Genomic DNA, 13,731 nt, shown 5'->3' with positions numbered 1-13,731 from the left:
CGGCTCGCCCGCGTTTCGGCCCACCCCTGGTGATCAACTCGGGTTTCAGGAAGTCGGGGTGTCCAGGTCTGCGGGATGGCCCGACTTCCTGAAACCCGAGTGGGTCTTGCAGCGAAACGGCCACCCGGAGATCCGGGTGGCCGTTTCCATGTGCTGTGGTGGGGGTCAGTCGTCCAGCCAGTCGAGGCGGCGACCGCCGCGCTCGGTCGGCGGCGGGGTGTCCGGTCGGTTCCGCCCGGCGGCGGGCTGTCCGTAGCCGGCCTGGTCGTAGCCCCGGTCGTCGTAGCCCGCACCGCGCTGCGGCGGAGGCTCCTGGCCGCCGTAGTTGCCGCCCTGGTCGTATCCGCCGGCGGGCTGTCCGTAGCCGGCCTGGTCGTAGCCCCGGTCGTCGTAGCCACCACCGCGCTGCGGCGGAGGCTCCTGGCCGCCGTAGTTGCCGCCCTGGTCGTATCCGCCGGCCGGTTGACCGTAGCCGCCCTGGTCGTACCCGCCAGCCTCCGGAGCGCCGTACCCTGCGGTCGGCTCGGCGGCGCGACCGCCGTACGGGGCGGTATCGGGCTGGCCGTACCCCTGCCCCTGCTCCGGCTGGTAGACGCCTGTGGCGTACGGGTCGGCCGGGGCCGGGTACTGGGTGTCGCCGGTGTACCGGCCGGTCGGCTCGTCGAACCGCTCGCCGTAGGCCGCTCCGCCAGCGGGAGCCGGCGGGTAGGCGGCGGTGCCGCCTGGGGCGTCGTAGTCGCGACTGCCGTAGCCGCCGCCGGAGGCCGGAGCGTTGCCGTAGCCGGCACCGGAGGCTGGCGCGCCGCCGTAGCCGGCACCGGGCGCGGCACCGTAACCGTCACCGGCCGCACCTGCGCCGTAGCCGCCCTCCGGGCCGGCCGGAGCGCCGTAGCCGCCACCCGAAGCGGGCGCGTTGCCGTAGCCGCCGGCGCCGTACCCACCGGACGCCGGCTCGTCGCCGTAACCGGCGCCGCCCCAGCCCTGCTGACCCGCGCCGCCGTACGCCTGCGCAGGCGCGCCGTAGGGGTCCGGCGGAACGTCGTCGACCACCGGGCGGTGCATCATCGTCGGTGCCTCGCTCAGCGCCGCGCCACCGACCATCGTCGGGTCCGGTCCACCGCCGGGACGACCGCCGACCACCCGGGTCTGGTCGTCCGCACCGCGGAACCCGCCCCGCGAGGGCGGCACCACACCGCCGCCGCCGGCAGCCGCCGGAGCGTCGTCGTCGCCGCCGTTCTCCCTGCGCTTCATCCAGAGCAGCACGATCGTGCCGACACCGGCGGCGACCAGAAGACCACCGAGCAAAATGATCATGTACGAGCCGAAACCGCCGCCGTCGTCGGTGTTCGCGGCGTTCGCCGGAGCGCCCTGGCTGGCTTCCTCGGTGGGCTCCTCCTCGGTGCCCTCCTCGGTCGCCTCCTCGGTGGGAGTTGCCTCGGGGGTGGCGGACGGGGTGGCGCTGGGCGTCGTCTCGACCTTGATCGCGAGGCTGATCCGCTGCCCGGTGATGGCCTGCCCGGCGTTGGCGTTCACCGACTTGAACGCCTGGATGTTGTCGAACGACGCGCCCAGGTCGATCCGGCCGGGCGCGATCGGCTTCTGGCTGGTGCCGGTGAACCGGAAGTCGCCGCTGCTGTTGCTGGTGGCGTCGTAGCGGTGACCGGCGGTGTCCTGGAGAACCACGAAAGCATTCGGCACGGCCTTGCCGTCCGCCTGCGCGACCACCTTGCCGGCGACCGACCGCACGGTCTGGTTCTGCGGCGGCGGCGGAGGAGCGGCCTTGCCCTTCACCGTCAGCGAGACGTTGGCGGTGTCCGGGCCGGACTCGGCCTCGACCGCCACCGTGATGGTCGCGGTCGCGTCGCCAGCGTTGTCGCTGGCCGCGATCCGGACCAGCGCCGACCCTGTCGGGTTGCCCAGGCCACCGCCGGAGAGTTTGACGTCGCCGCAACCACTGGCGCAGCTGACGCCGGACGGCAGGCCGGAGAGGCTGACCTTCGCCGACTCGTCGTCATTACCCCCAGTGACGCGCACGGTGATCGTGGCGTCGCTGCCGGCGTTTACGGTGATCGAGCCGGGGGAAACGCTGACCTCTGCGGCCATGGCTGGTGTGGCGGGGACGGCGAGCAGAGCGCCGGCAACCAGCGCTACGACCACACCGGCCCGCTGCTTCCAGGCACGTCGGTGTGTTGACACGTCCACCGCCTTCCGGGCTGACTTCCCTCTGACCGGCGGGGCGCCGGGCCGGGGATCATCACGGTACGAATACGCCGTCGGCCACTATGCCTTGTCCGACTGCATGAGCGCGACCCAGGGCCAGCGTCGCGTGTTTGGCCTGGGGGTCGTATCGTCCCGTCGTGTCCTCTCCGCACAGTAAGTCCGCTGCCGTTACGGCCGCGTTGTCGGCGCTCGACGAGGGGCGTACGCCCGAACGGCCGGTGTTCCGAGAGGCGGTCCGGTCGTTGTTGGCCGTCCTCGCGGAGCGCGCCCCCGGCCGTTCGGTGGAGGTGCGCGTCCCACCATACGGGGCGATCCAGTGCGTACCGGGGCCTCGACACACCAGAGGAAACCCACCAAACGTGGTCGAGATGGCTCCGAATACCTGGTTGGAGCTGGCAACCGGCAGGGTCGGCTGGGCGGAGGCGGTCACCGACGGTCGCATCCAGATGAGTGGCAATCGCGCGGACCTCTCAGCCTATCTGCCCCTCTAGTCGTTTCGATGTCCCACTCACCGTGACAGTGAGCAGGGGAATCGTGACTTTCTGTATTGACGTCGATTCGCGTACACTGTCAGGCGATGACAGTGGTCCCGGCAGAGGAGTGTGGATCCGCCCGTGATCCCCGCCCGGCCGGTCCAGACCAGCATGAGGGAGCGGTAGGTGCCCCGAGGCGACGGCCGGCTGAGCCACGACCTTGACCCCCAACGACCTGGCCCCCAGGATGCCTGTGGCGTCTTCGGCGTCTGGGCCCCCGGCGAAGAGGTTGCCAATCTGACCTACTTCGGCCTCTACGCCCTACAGCACCGCGGCCAGGAGGCGGCGGGCATCGCGGTGAGCGATGGCTCCGGCGTGGTGGTCTACAAGGACCTTGGCCTGGTGGCGCAGGTCTTCGACGAGCCCACCCTGGCGAGCCTGCGCGGTCACCTGGCGATCGGGCACGCCCGATACTCCACCACCGGCGCGTCGAACTGGGAGAACGCCCAGCCGACGATCCGGTCGACCACCTCCGGGACGACCATCGCGCTGGCTCACAACGGCAACCTGGTCAACACCGCCGAGCTGGAGAAGGAGGTCGCCGAGCGCGGCCTCATCGCGGACGGTTCGACAAACGACACCTCCCTGGTGACGATGCTGCTGGCCAGCCGACCGGATCTGTCGGTCGAGGCCGCCGCACTGGAGGTGTTGCCGCAGCTGCGTGGCGCGTTCAGCTTCGTCTTCATGGACGAGTCGACTCTCTACGCGGCCCGCGATCCGCACGGCGTCCGCCCGCTGGTGCTGGGCCGCCTGGAGCGCGGCTGGGTCATTGCCAGCGAGACGGCCGCACTGGACATCGTCGGCGCCAGCGTGGTGCGCGAGGTCGAGCCGGGCGAGCTGATCGCGATCGACGAGAACGGGCTGCGTTCCACCCGGTTCGCCGCGCCGGAGCCGAAGGGCTGCCTCTTCGAGTACGTCTACATCGCCCGTCCGGACGCCACGATCGCCGGGCGCAACGTCCACTCGGCGCGGGTGCAGATCGGTCGGCAGTTGGCCAAGGAGCACCCGGTCGAGGCCGACCTGGTGATCCCGGTGCCCGAGTCGGGCACTCCAGCCGCGATCGGGTACGCGGAGGCGTCCGGCATCACCTACGGCGCCGGCCTGATGAAGAACCCGTACGTGGGTCGCACCTTCATTCAGCCGTCGCAGACCCTGCGTCAGCTCGGCATCCGGCTCAAGCTCAACCCGCTGCGAGAGAACGTCCGCGGCAAGCGGTTGGTGGTCGTGGACGACTCGATCGTGCGCGGCAACACCCAGCGCGCCATCGTGCGGATGCTGCGTGAGGCGGGGGCGCTGGAGGTGCACGTCCGGATCTCCTCCCCGCCGGTCAGCTGGCCGTGCTTCTACGGCATCGACTTCGCCACCCGGGCGGAGCTGCTGGCCAACGGGTTGGACAACGACGGCATCCGGCGCTCCATCGGCGCCGACACGCTGGGCTACGTTTCGCTTCCTGGCCTGATCGCCGCGACCGAGCAGCCGAAGACCCGGTTGTGTCGGGCGTGTTTCGATGGGGAGTACCCGATCGAGCTGCCGGCCGGCAACCTGATCGGCAAGCACGTGCTCGAAGGGGTGGGACGACGCGTCGCCAACTCGGCGCCGGAGGCCCCGCCCACCAACGGCTCGTCCGTCGCCACTCCGGGTGGCGTTACCGCAAACCGCCCGTAGCACCAACCGGCGCGGCCCGGCTACCGCCGGCGGCACCGAGAACCAAAGGGGAGAACCGTGACGCACGTGTCCGAGCGCAGCGGCGCAGGAAGCAGCCCGACCGGCGCCGGCGGCGACCACCAGCCGTGGACGGGCGGTGCTGGCCGCCAGGCGCGCAAACGCTCGGTCTCGTACGCCGACGCCGGGGTCTCCATCGACGCGGGCGACCGCGCGGTGGAACTGCTCAAGTCGAAGGTGCGGCAGACCCGCCGCCCCGAGGTGCTCGGTGACCTCGGTGGCTTCGCCGGCCTGTTCCGGCTCGACACGAAGAAGTACAAGAGCCCGATCCTGGCGTCCTCCACCGACGGTGTGGGCACCAAGCTGGTGATCGCCCAGCAGATGGACATTCACGACACGGTCGGCATCGACCTGGTCGCGATGGTCGTCGACGACCTGGTGGCCTGCGGCGCCGAGCCGCTGTTCCTGCTCGACTACATCGCCACCGGCGAGGTCGTTCCGGACAAGGTCGCCGAGATCGGCGCGGGCATCGCCGACGGCTGCCGCTACGCCGGTTGCGCGCTGCTGGGCGGGGAGACCGCCGAGCACCCCGGCGTCCTGCGCCCGGACGAGTACGACATCTCCGCGACCGGTGTGGGTGTGGTCGAGGAAGCCGACATCCTCAGCCCCGAGCGGGTCGAGGTGGGCGACGTGGTGATCGCCATGCGCTCCTCCGGTCTGCACTCCAACGGATACTCGCTGGTCCGGCACGTGCTGCTCGGCGCGGCCCGGATGCGGCTGGACATCGTGATCGACGACTTCGGTCGGCAGCGGACCCTCGGCGAGGAGCTGCTCACCCCGACGAAGATCTACGCCAAGGACTGCCTCAAGCTGATCGCCGAGGCCGAGGTCCGGGCGCTGTCCCACATCACCGGTGGCGGCATCCCCGGCAACCTGGTCCGGGTGCTGCCCGAGCACGTCGACGCGGTGGTCAACCGGTCCACCTGGAAGCCGCAGCCGATCTTCGACCTGATCCAGACGAAGGGTCGGATCGACGACCACGACATGGAGTCGACCTTCAACATGGGCGTCGGCATGTTCGCGATCGTGTCGGCCGAGGACGCCGACCGCGCGCTGGCCACCCTGACCGGCCGTGGCGTCGAGGCGTGGCAGGCCGGCGAGATCATCGAGGGCACCGGCAACGTGCAGATGGTCGGTCAGCACACCCGAGGATGATCACCCTCCGGTGATCGTACGGGCACCTGATCAGGGCTTCACCCGAGTGGCCAATGCCGCCTAGCCTGAAGGGCTCAGGCTAGGCGGAGGAGGGCGATGGCTGCTCAAGGACAGTCGTTCAGCGGGATGCGCGGTCTGGCCGCCGTCCCGTCGTACGTCGTCATGCAGCCCACCACCCTCTGCAATCTCGACTGCGCGTACTGCTACCTGCCGTTCCGGGCCGCCGACCGTCGGATGCCGGTGGCGGTCGCCGAGGCGGTTGCGACAGCGGTCAACCCCTGGGCGGCGAACGGTCGCTTCTCCGTGGTGTGGCATGGCGGCGAGCCCCTGGCCGCCGGTCGGGAGCACCTGGCCGATCTGATCGCGCCATTCGGGCCCCAGGTCGAGCATCACGTGCAGACCAACGCCACACTCATCGACGACGACTGGTGCGATTTCTTCGTCCGGCACCAGATGCGGGTGAGCGTGAGCATCGACGGGCCCCGGGCGCGCAACGGCGACCGGGTCAACCGGGGTGGCCAGCCGGCGTACGACCGGATCCTGCACGGCATCTCGGCGCTGCGCCGGCGCGGTCTGCCCTTCTCCGCGCTGGCCGTGGTTTCCCGCCCGGAGCCGGGGCTCGCCACCGAGTTGTACGACTACTTCCTTGAGCTGGGCTGCGATGTGCTGGGCATCAACATCGAGGAGACCGAGGGGGTCAATACCCGCGACAACCGCCACGACCCGTCGGCGGTGTCCGCGTTCTGGGCCGAGTTGGTCGGGGCGTGGCGCCGGGAGCCCCGGATTCACCTCCGCGAGATCGAGTGGTCGTTGCGCTACGCCGCGGCGGTGCTCGACAACTCGGCGGACGGGCTGCTGCCCCGCCAACTGGACCCGATCCCGACGATCGGTCACGACGGCTCGGTGATCGTGTTGTCCCCCGAGTTGGCCGGTTTCACCGATCCCCACTACGGCGACTTCAGCAGCGGCAACGTGCTGACGACCCCGTTGGCGCAGATCCTCGGCGACGCGGCGGCGACGCCGTGGGTGGAGGAGTTCCTGGGCGGGGTGGAGGCGTGTCGGGCGTCCTGCCCGTACTTCGGCTTCTGTGGCGGTGGCCATGCCGCCAACCGTTACTTCGAGCTGGGGCGTTTTGACGGTACGGAGACCGAGCACTGCCGCAACAGCAAGATCCGCCTATTGGAGGGAGTGTTGGAGCATGCCCGAGACCACCAGTCACCGGCGGCCTGAGCGCGAAGCGGACGACGGAGTCACCGAACGGGTGCGAGACGCGGCTCCCGCGCTCGTCGCGCTGCTCCAGGAGGCCGAGGACGCACGGCGGCTGCGCTCGGAGGTGTCGGGCGGAGACGGGTCCAGCGCGGTCTGCGCCTGGAACCACTTCGAGAACATCCCGACGTTCTACAACTGGAACAATCGCCCGCGCTGAGGTGAGCCGCGATCAGGGGCCTGTCGAGCGGCCGGATTGGCTCCGGTCGGGGCCAGGCACCTGATCGTCGCTCAGCTGCACCTGCACGAGACGCGCGTGAGCACGCGGGGGTCACCGCGTGCTCAGCTGCGTCGAACGGTCAGCGGGTCGGACGGACCCAGGGATCTGGATCGTCGTCCGCGTGATCCTCATCATCATCGCCGACGGACTCTTTAGAGTCGTCGTCGAAGTGGTGCTCAGACTTACCAGCACCCGCCAGTTCGCGCTGCAAGGCGGTGAGGTCGGTGTTCGGGGAGTGGTACTTCAACTCCCGCGCCACCTTAGTCTGCTTGGCCTTAGCACGGCCGCGCCCCATGGCTCGACCCCCTCGCACAGAATGCGGGGCAGCCCGAAGGCGGGCCCCGATGACGTCAGGCATCTCTCGTGGCTCTTACGGTACATGGGGATGCCACCGTTCGGCACCTCGGGTTACCGTCAGCCGGCTCTGCGCGTCGCGTCGATCCGGCCGTTACCCAGTGTACTGGGTAAGGAGCGGAACGGTTAGCACCCGTGACACCGGACAAACCGCATCAAATTTGACCCGGGCTCAGCTTACCCAGCTGCGCCGTCACCGGGGGCCCGGAGGCGGATCTCGTCGATCCGCCCCCGGAACGAAACGCTCAGCGCAGGTGGATCGCGCGCAGCCGGCCGACGTCCGCCATCCGCCGCTCCGCCAGCCGGTCGGCCGCCACGGCCGGGGGCACGCCCTCCGCGTCAGCCAGGTGCAGGATCTCCCGGGTGGTGTCGTAGATCCGGGTCGCCCGCAGCTTCGCCCGGTCGAAGTTGAAGCCCTCGATCTCGTCCGCGACCTGGATGACGCCGCCCGCGTTGACCACGTAGTCCGGCGTGTAGAGGATGCCGCGGTCGGCCAGCAGCTTCTCGATACCCGGGTGGGCGAGTTGGTTGTTCGCCGCCCCGGTCACCACCTTGGCGCGCAACGCCGGCACTGTGTCGTCGTTCAGCGCGCCGCCCAGCGCGCACGGCGCGTACACGTCGAGGTCCGCGGCGACCAGCGCGCTGGAGTCGTCGACCAGGGTGACCTGCGGGTGGTTGGTGCGCACCCAGGTCAGCGCCTTCGGGTTGACGTCGGTGGCGACCACCTCGGCGCCATCCTCCAGCAGGTGACCGGTGAGGTACTTGCCGACCTTGCCCAGGCCGGCCACGCCGACCCGCCGGCCCCGCAGGCTCGGGGTGCCCCACACGTGCTCGGCCGCGGCCCGCATCCCCTGGAAGACACCCCAGGCGGTGAGGATCGACGAGTCACCCGCGCCGCCGTGCTCCACGCTGCGCCCGGTCACGTAGCGGGTCTCCCGGGCCACGACGTCCATGTCCGCCACGTACGTGCCGACGTCGCAGGCGGTGTAGTAGCGGCCGCCCAGCGACTCCACGAAGCGACCGTACGCGCGCAGCAGCGCCTCGCTCTTGATCTGCTCCGGGTCGCCCCAGATCACGGCCTTGCCGCCGCCCAGGTCCAGCCCGGCGAGCGCGTTCTTGTAGGCCATCCCGCGGGACAGGTCCAGCACGTCGGCGAGGGCGTCGTCCTCGCTCGCGTACGGGTAGAAGCGGGTGCCGCCGAGCGCCGGGCCCAGCGCGGTGGAGTAGATCCCGATGATCGCCTTCAGGCCGCTCTGCTTGTCCTGGCAGAACACGACCTGTTCGTGGCCTGTCGATACCGGGTCGTCGGTGCTCGCGAATACGCCCATGGTTGGCTCCTACTGTGGTGTGCGTCCTTGTGGGACGTGGACCTGGTGAACCCCGGCGGGGATGCTGCCGGTGTGATCGAGCCTAGTATCGGCCGCCGTGCGGGCGCTCGACACGCGGCCGCCGTCCCACGGTGCGGCGCGCGTGCTCCGGCCGCTGACCGCGTACCGGCGTGGTTCGTGGGAGGATCGCGCGGTGCCGTCGCTCTTCGCTTCTTACCTGCGCGTGTACGAACCGTTGGCCGCCTTCGACCGAGACCGGCAGAGCTACTGGCGCCGCTACGTCTCGGAGGGGCGCGCGGTCGCCCCGGTGGAGGGGCCCGGTCGGCAGCGGACGGCGGTGATCGAGGCGCTGGGCGCGGGCTGGACCCGGCTGCCGGACCTGCCGGAGGAGGCGTACGTCCTGGAGACGGACGACAGCCTGCTGGTCTGTCCGTGGAACCTGCGCATCCGGGTCGCTGAGGCGGCTCTCAGCGCCCGGGACGGGGTGCCCTCGGTGCTCGCCGACGCCTTCGTGCCGCCGGTGCTCGCCGGGCAGGCCAGGGCGGTGGTGGACGACTGGCGCAGTGGTGCCCGGGTGCTGGAGCACGGGGTGCCCCGGGTGCACGAGCAGATCGCCACCTGGGGCGTACCGCTGCGGTGGTTCGTGCTCTTCGACCCGGCGGAGCGGGACCTGGTCACGCAGCCGGGCCGGCGGGCGCTGCGCTACCGCACCGAGATCTCCAAGGCTCGACGTCGCTCGTCACGGGCGCTGTCGGTGTTGCGCAAGTCGGTGGGCGAGGCGCCGATCACCGAGGCGGTGGAGGAGGCGGCCCGCTGGCTGGAGGAGTTCCATCCCCGGTCCGTGGTCGAGCTGGACTACGGCGGTCTGGTGGACCTGCTCTCTGACGAGACTCTCACAGCGGACGACTCGCCCGAGCTGGTTGCCGGCGGCCTCGCGGGGCTGTCGCGCGGCGAGGCCGAGGAGGCGTCCGCGGCGTACGACAAGTTGGTGGCACGGTGGCGCGCGGTGCAGCTGTTGGAGCGGTGTAATTAGGGCATATCACCCCTAGGAGCGCTCCCAAGGTGAGGTGTGCTCGTAGTTGACGCATCACGAACCGTGATCATGAGTCCGAATAAGGTACTTTCTACCGTGTAAAAGTCGTAAAAATCGGGCATGGTTCATCCGTCCGTCTAGGGACCTTCATCCGTTCGGCCCATGTCGGACATCGGGGACTAGCCGGACCATGGGAGACGCGTCGGCCGGCGGGACCCCGGCCGATGTCTATACATGTGGAGGAGTGACCGATGGCATCGCGAACGCACGAACCAGAGCCGCTACTCACGCCGGCCGAGGTGGCGTCGATGTTCCGGGTCGACCCGAAGACGGTGACCCGTTGGGCCAAGGCTGGCAAGCTCAGTGCCATCCGCACCCTGGGGGGCCACCGTCGGTACCGTGAGTCGGAGGTCAGGGCGCTTCTGCAGGGCCAGATCCCGCAGCAGCGGCAGGGCGACTGAGCGGCAGCAGTTTTTTCGTCAGGGGCGGTGGATCTCGATCCGCCGCCCCTTTCCATGCCGCGAGCACGACGCCCGCCGCGGGTCAGCGCTGCGACTCAGCCAACGTCACCCGGATGCCGACCGTGCCGCCCTCGCTGCGACGCAACCGGCTGCCCAGCAGGCTCAGTCGACCGATCAGGCGGTACTTGTGCTTGAGCAGGTCGCGGATCCGACCGGTGTCACCGCCCCCGTAGATCGTCGCGTGGGCTGACACCTCCGCCCCGTGTGGCCGACCCCGCACGTCGCATGGCGCCACTGTCACCTCGCCGTTGTGGCGGATCCGCTTCACCTTGCCCGAGTCGGCCCGGGTCCAGACCGCCAACGCCTCACCGTCGCGTACCGCCCAGACCGGGGTCGGCACCGCCCGACCGTCCTTGCGGAAGGTCGTGAGCAGGATGTACTTCTCGGCCGACAGCCGGTCCAGCGTGGTCACGCCGCCAGGATACGGCCGGTCCGGGCCACTGAGCGGCCGGATAGCGTGAACGCCGTGACGGTTGAGCCTCTAATCGGTGACGTGATCGGCGAACTGCTGCGGGACACGCTCGCCGTGGCCACCGGGGTGGGCCCCCGCCCCCTGGTCGGTGGTCGACTGCCGCGACCGGTCATCGAGATCATCGAACGGGACGACGGTCTGATCAACGGCGCCCCGGCCGCGCACTACCTGGACGGGCCGGCGGAGTGGCAGCCGTACGACCACCGCGCGGTGGACCGGACCCGCGGCGAGACGCTGGACATCGGCACCGGCGCCGGCCGGATCGCGCTGCTGCTCCAGGAGCGCGGTGTACCGGTCACCGGGCTGGACACCTCCGCGGGCGCGCTGGAGGTGAGCAGGCGTCGCGGTGTCCGGCGGCTGGTGCACGGCACTGTCGACACGCACGTCGCCGACGGTTCGCGGTACGACACGTTCCTGCTTCTCGGCAACAACCTCGGGCTGTTCGAGGGGCGGGAGCGCGCTCCCGAGTTCCTCGCCGCGCTCGCCGCGCTGGCCCGACCGGGCGCGCAGATCATCGCTCAGGGCACCGACCCGTACGGCACCCGCGACCCGCTGCACACCGGCTACCACGAGCGCAACCGTCGGCGCGGCCGGCTCGGTGGCCAGCTGCGGCTGCGGCTGCGTTACCGCGAGTTGAGCACCGGATGGTTCGACTATCTGGTCTGCTCGGCGGAGGAGTTCGCCAGCCTGGTGCACGGCACCGGTTGGCGGCTCACCGATGTGGACGACCGCGACGCCCCCTACTACCTGGCCACCCTGCGCCTCGTCGACTGAGCGACGGCCCCCGCGTCCGCCGAGCGGAGGCAGGGGCCGCCGTACGTCTCAGACCTGGACGGTCGGGGGGAGCTGCTCGGGCGGGAGACCGCCGTCGCCGTCGACCACCTCGTCCGGTTGGCCGTCCTCGTCGATGTCGACCATGGTGATGTCCACCTTGCCGTCACCGTCGGTGTCGAACTGGAACAGGTCCGCCTTGCCGTCGCCGTCGGTGTCCACCACCCACACATCGGTCTTGCCGTCGTTGTTGGTGTCGGCGCGCAGCAGTTCGACCCGCTCGTCGCCTCGGGTCTCCACGATCTCCCCGTCGGTGACGCTCTCCGGTGCCTGGCTCATCTCGATGCGGTCCTTCCCTCGGTTGACGGGCCGTCATTACCCGATCCGGCGCTCCCCCACGCATGGGCCGGGTCGTCGCGCTGTCTAGGGTCGCACCATGAGCGAGCGGAGCGGGCGGGACACCCGGGCCGACGTGGCGGGGACCCCGCGCGTCGGCGGACGGGACAGGGAGGCGTGATGAGCGATCGTTTCGTGGTCGTCGGTGCCGGCACGATGGGACTCGGCATCGCGTACGTGGCGGCCGGCGCCGGGCACGCCGTCGAGTTGGTCGAGGTGGACCCCGAGCGGGGTGCGGCCGCGCTGAACCGGCTCGCCGAGCTGTGGGAGCGGGCGGTGCAGCGCGGCAAGCTGAGTGCCGACGAGGCCGCCACGAACCGCCAGCGGGTGACGCTGCGGCCAACCCTCGCCGACGTCGCGCCCGCCCCCCAGGTGATCGTGGAGGCGGTGCCGGAGCGCCTCGAGGAGAAGCGGACTGTGCTCCGGGACGCCGCCGCGCTGCGCCCGGCGTTGCTGGGCAGCAACACCTCAAGCATCGCCATCGGTGCTCTGGCCGCCGAGCTGGACGCGCCCGAACGTTTCCTCGGCCTGCACTTCTTCAACCCGGTCTGGGCGATGGCGCTGCTGGAGATCGTGGTCGGCCCGGCCACCGCCGAGGAGACCACCGCCGCAGCCGTCGCGCTCGCCGGCCGGCTGGGCAAAGACCCCGTCGTCGTACGCGACATGCCCGGCTTCGCCACCTCCCGGCTCGGGGTCACCCTCGGGCTGGAGGCGATCCGGATGGTCGCCGACGGGGTGGCCAGCCCGGCGGACATCGACAAGGCCATGGTGCTCGGCTACCGGCATCCGATCGGGCCGTTGGAACTCACCGACCTGGTCGGCCTCGACGTGCGACTGGACATCGCCCGCACCCTCCAGGCCGCGTACGGGGACCGCTTCGCGCCTCCGCCGCTGCTGGAGGAGATGGTGGCCGCGGGGCGGCTGGGTAAGAAGTCAGGGCAGGGTTTCTACCGCTGGGAAGCCGGTGTGAGGCAATGAGCGGGTTGCGGATCGAGGAGCGGCCGGACCGGCTGGTGGTCACCCTGGACCGGCCGGAGAAGCGCAACGCCATCGACGCCGACCTGATCGCCGAGCTGCACCAGGTCTGCGCCGAGTTGGAGGCGCGCCCGCGCCTGCTGCTGCTGACCGGTGGCACGTCGGGCATCTTCGCCGGTGGCGCCGACATCGGCCAGCTCCGCGAACGGGGTCGCACGGACGCTCTCGCCGCGATCAACTCGGCCGCCTTCGCACGTGTCCGGGCGCTGCCGATGCCGACCGTGGCGGCCGTCGACGGGCCGGCGTTGGGCGGTGGCGCGGAGCTGGCGTACGCCTGCGATCTGCGGGTGTGCACGGCGCGGGCGGTCTTCGGCCAGCCGGAGGTGCGGTTGGGCATCCTGGCCGGCGCCGGCGCGACCCACCGGCTGCCCGCGTTGATCGGCGAGGGCCGGGCCAAGGAGCTGCTCTTCACCGGCCGGCGGGTGGACGCCGCCGAGGCGCTGCGGATCGGCCTGGTGAACCGGGTGGTGGACGAGCCCGACGAGCTGCTGACGGTGGCGCACGCGTTGCTGGACGAGATCGCCCTGGGCTCGCCGTTGGCGGTGCGGCTGACCAAGCTGGCGGTGGACGCGCCCGCCGCCGCGCACCCGCATCTCGACCTGGTCAGCCAGGCGGTGCTCTTCGAGGACGACGAGAAGCACCGCCGGATGACCGAGTTCCTGGAGCGCCGCCGGCCGCGCTGATCCCGCGTACCAGAAACGGCCG

Annotated in this window: 15 protein-coding genes; 10 read left to right on the top strand and 5 right to left on the bottom strand. The window is 70.8% G+C overall.

What is annotated here, in order from left to right:
• Positions 1-165: 165 nt before the first annotated feature.
• Positions 166-2,196: a carboxypeptidase regulatory-like domain-containing protein gene (locus IW248_RS24340; RefSeq protein WP_307788198.1), complete on the bottom strand. Its 2,031-nt coding sequence runs from the start codon at positions 2,194-2,196 to the stop codon at positions 166-168.
• Positions 2,197-2,357: 161 nt separating this feature from the next.
• Between IW248_RS24340 and IW248_RS24335 the strand changes: the two genes are divergently transcribed.
• The 5 genes from IW248_RS24335 (at position 2,358) to amcA (ending at position 7,056) form a co-directional block, all read left to right on the top strand.
• Positions 2,358-2,711 carry a sterol carrier family protein gene (locus IW248_RS24335; protein ID WP_307788196.1) on the top strand — a complete coding sequence of 118 codons (354 nt, stop codon included), beginning with the start codon at positions 2,358-2,360 and terminating at the stop codon, positions 2,709-2,711.
• 168 nt (positions 2,712-2,879) lie between these two features.
• Complete coding sequence (gene purF / locus IW248_RS24330; RefSeq protein WP_124821607.1) at positions 2,880-4,418, top strand: amidophosphoribosyltransferase; 1,539 nt, start codon at positions 2,880-2,882, stop codon at positions 4,416-4,418.
• 57 nt (positions 4,419-4,475) lie between these two features.
• Positions 4,476-5,630 (top strand): phosphoribosylformylglycinamidine cyclo-ligase, encoded by a 1,155-nt coding sequence (purM, locus tag IW248_RS24325; RefSeq protein ID WP_124821606.1) that lies wholly within the window; start codon positions 4,476-4,478, stop codon positions 5,628-5,630.
• A 126-nt stretch (positions 5,631-5,756) separates the two neighbouring features.
• Positions 5,757-6,860, top strand: a complete 1,104-nt coding sequence (amcB, locus tag IW248_RS24320) for a cyclophane-forming radical SAM peptide maturase AmcB (protein WP_307788393.1) — start codon at positions 5,757-5,759, stop codon at positions 6,858-6,860.
• The gene (gene amcA / locus IW248_RS24315) at positions 6,829-7,056 is read left to right on the top strand and encodes a multiple cyclophane-containing RiPP AmcA (RefSeq protein ID WP_124821604.1); all 228 of its coding nucleotides are present in this window, start codon (positions 6,829-6,831) and stop codon (positions 7,054-7,056) included. Before amcB ends, amcA begins: the two co-directional genes overlap by 32 nt.
• A 139-nt stretch (positions 7,057-7,195) precedes the next feature.
• Here the strand turns inward: amcA and IW248_RS24310 are convergent, their stop codons facing one another.
• Together IW248_RS24310 and IW248_RS24305 are read right to left on the bottom strand one after the other, a co-directional pair.
• Positions 7,196-7,411 (bottom strand): DUF3073 domain-containing protein, encoded by a 216-nt coding sequence (locus IW248_RS24310; protein ID WP_124821603.1) that lies wholly within the window; start codon positions 7,409-7,411, stop codon positions 7,196-7,198.
• Between the two features lie 304 nt (positions 7,412-7,715).
• On the bottom strand, positions 7,716-8,798 hold the full coding sequence (locus IW248_RS24305; RefSeq protein ID WP_124821602.1) for a Leu/Phe/Val dehydrogenase: 1,083 nt from the start codon (positions 8,796-8,798) through the stop codon (positions 7,716-7,718).
• Positions 8,799-8,991: 193 nt separating this feature from the next.
• Here IW248_RS24305 and IW248_RS24300 point away from each other — a divergent pair, with 193 nt between their 5' ends.
• On the top strand, positions 8,992-9,831 hold the full coding sequence (locus IW248_RS24300) for a DUF8083 family protein (protein ID WP_124821616.1): 840 nt from the start codon (positions 8,992-8,994) through the stop codon (positions 9,829-9,831).
• A 251-nt stretch (positions 9,832-10,082) separates the two neighbouring features.
• Positions 10,083-10,292, top strand: a complete 210-nt coding sequence (locus IW248_RS24295) for a BldC family transcriptional regulator (protein ID WP_007073996.1) — start codon at positions 10,083-10,085, stop codon at positions 10,290-10,292.
• Positions 10,293-10,374: 82 nt separating this feature from the next.
• Here the strand turns inward: IW248_RS24295 and IW248_RS24290 are convergent, their stop codons facing one another.
• Complete coding sequence (locus IW248_RS24290) at positions 10,375-10,764, bottom strand: PPOX class F420-dependent oxidoreductase (protein WP_196928817.1); 390 nt, start codon at positions 10,762-10,764, stop codon at positions 10,375-10,377.
• Positions 10,765-10,818: 54 nt separating this feature from the next.
• Between IW248_RS24290 and IW248_RS24285 the strand changes: the two genes are divergently transcribed.
• Positions 10,819-11,598, top strand: a complete 780-nt coding sequence (locus IW248_RS24285) for a class I SAM-dependent methyltransferase (RefSeq protein ID WP_124821600.1) — start codon at positions 10,819-10,821, stop codon at positions 11,596-11,598.
• A gap of 48 nt (positions 11,599-11,646) precedes the next feature.
• Here the strand turns inward: IW248_RS24285 and IW248_RS24280 are convergent, their stop codons facing one another.
• On the bottom strand, positions 11,647-11,934 hold the full coding sequence (locus IW248_RS24280; protein WP_091396025.1) for a hypothetical protein: 288 nt from the start codon (positions 11,932-11,934) through the stop codon (positions 11,647-11,649).
• A 177-nt stretch (positions 11,935-12,111) separates the two neighbouring features.
• Between IW248_RS24280 and IW248_RS24275 the strand changes: the two genes are divergently transcribed.
• Together IW248_RS24275 and IW248_RS24270 are read left to right on the top strand one after the other, a co-directional pair.
• Positions 12,112-12,969, top strand: coding sequence for a 3-hydroxyacyl-CoA dehydrogenase family protein (locus tag IW248_RS24275; RefSeq protein WP_196928816.1), 858 nt, complete (start codon positions 12,112-12,114; stop codon positions 12,967-12,969).
• Positions 12,966-13,709, top strand: coding sequence for an enoyl-CoA hydratase/isomerase family protein (locus IW248_RS24270; protein WP_196928815.1), 744 nt, complete (start codon positions 12,966-12,968; stop codon positions 13,707-13,709). Before IW248_RS24275 ends, IW248_RS24270 begins: the two co-directional genes overlap by 4 nt.
• Positions 13,710-13,731: the final 22 nt, after the last annotated feature.

The organism is Micromonospora ureilytica (genome assembly GCF_015751765.1).
GTDB lineage: Bacteria > Actinomycetota > Actinomycetes > Mycobacteriales > Micromonosporaceae > Micromonospora > Micromonospora ureilytica.
The sequence above is the reverse complement of the archived record's forward strand: the minus strand, read 5'-3'. Positions and strand labels throughout refer to the sequence as shown.